This window comes from Frankia sp. CeTa3Moorea, from assembly GCF_978021225.1.
The window spans coordinates 8,092-10,028 of the sequence record NZ_CDXDOR010000135.1 but is presented as its reverse complement, the minus strand read 5'-3'; the positions used below and the strand labels follow the sequence as shown (position 1 = coordinate 10,028).

At 75.4% G+C, this 1,937-nt stretch carries 1 protein-coding gene; it reads left to right on the top strand.

Features of this window, described 5'->3' with window-relative positions:
* Positions 1–1,937 (top strand): oligopeptide/dipeptide ABC transporter ATP-binding protein (locus AC08OV_RS19335; protein WP_476620064.1); only part of this gene is annotated, 1,937 nt, incomplete at both ends.

Here is a 1,937-nt window from a genome sequence, read left to right as displayed (position 1 = left end):
GGGCGAGGCCGTGGCCGCCGGGGGGCTTGTCGTCGAAGGACTGACGGTGAGCTACCCGTCGTCCGGCGGACCGGCCGTCGCCGTCGAGGGCGTCAGCCTGCGGGTCCGACCCGGTGAGACCTACGGCCTGGTCGGAGAGTCGGGGTGCGGCAAGAGCACGCTGGCTGCGGCGCTCGCGGGCGTGCTGCCCGGCGGGGGTGCCATCGACGCCGGCCGCATCGTGCTCGACGGGGTCGACGTGCGGGCCCTGTCCGCCCGGGAGCGCCGGCGGTGGCGGGCCGACGCCTTCGCCATGGTCCACCAGGGCACGAGCAGCAGCCTGGACCCCACCGTGCGGGTCGGCGCGCAGGTGGCGGAGGCCTGCCGGCTGGGGGGGCTGTCCCGGGCCGAGGCCCGGGCGCGGGCCGTCGAGCTGCTCGGCGCGGTGCGGCTGCCCGAGCCCGCGACGATCGCGCGACGCTGGCCGCACGAACTCTCCGGGGGCCAGCAGCAGCGGGTCGGCATCGCCGCGGCCCTCGCCGGCAGCCCCCGCCTGCTCGTCCTCGACGAGCCGACCACCGGCCTTGACGCCGCCGTCGAGCGGGAGGTCCTCGACCTGATCCAGGCGCTGCGGCGCCGGATCGACGCCGCCGTCATGCTCGTCAGCCATGATCTTGAACTGGTGGCGCGTACCTGTGACCGGGTGGGCGTACTGTACGCGGGCCGCCTGGTCGAACAGGGCACGGCGGCCGACCTGCTCACCGCGCCTGGCCACCCCTACACCGCCGCCCTCGTCGCCGCCGTCCCGCGGGTGGGGGTGAGCAGGCGGGAACGCAGGATGCCGGCGGTGCCCGGGCAGCCGCCGTCGCCGACCGACCGGCCGGTGGGCTGCATCTTCGTCGACCGGTGTGCGCTCGCCGACGAGGTGTGCCGTGCGTCCGAGCCGCCGCTTGCCCCCGTCGCCGACTCCCCGGACGGACCCGGCGGGCATGACGGACCCGGCGGACACGATGGACCCGGCGGACACGATGGACCCGGCGGACACGATGGACCCGGCGGACACGATGGGCACGACGGGCACACGGTGCGCTGCCATCACGGCGACCGCGTCGGACTGCTGCGCCGTCCCGAACAGGTCGTCGGCGTGGCCCCGCGGGAGGCCCGGCCGGGACTGCTGACCGTGCGGGGGCTGTCCCGCAGCTATGGCCGGACACCCGTGCTCACCGGTATCGACCTCGACATCGGCCACGGGGAGGTACTCGGCCTTGTCGGGGAGTCCGGCAGCGGGAAGACGACCCTTGCCCGGGCCGTGGTGGGGCTGGGCCCGGACGGACCCGGCGAGATCCGGCTCGCTGGCCGGCCGCTGCCGGCATCGCTGTTCCGCCGCCGCGCGGACAACCGCCGACGTGTGCAGATGGTCTTCCAGGACCCCGATACCACCCTCAATCCCCGGCACACCGTCGCCACGGTGCTGCGCCGGGCACTGGTGACCCTGCGCGGCGAGGGCACGGTCGCCGACCTTGCCGGGCGCGTCGAGCTCGGCTCCCGGCTGCTGCCGGTGATGACGCCGAGGCTGTCGGGCGGTCAGAAGCAACGCGTCGCGATCGGCCGGGCCCTCGCGGGCGATCCCAAGCTGATCGTCTGCGACGAGCCGGTGTCCGCGCTTGACGTCAGCGTCCAGGCCGCGGTGCTCGAGCTGCTCGCCACCACCCGGGACGCCGACGGCGTGTCCTACCTGTTCGTCTCGCACGACCTGGCCGTCGTCGGCTACCTCGCCGACCGGGTCGCCGTCCTGCATTGGGGCCGGATCGTGGAGGTCGGCCCGGCCGCCGCGGTACTGGCCGGACCGCATCATCCCTACACCCACACGCTGACCGCCACCCACACGCTGACCGCACCGGTGGATCCGGCACCGCCCGGGCGGGCCGGATCCACCGGTGCGGTCAGCGTGTGGGTGG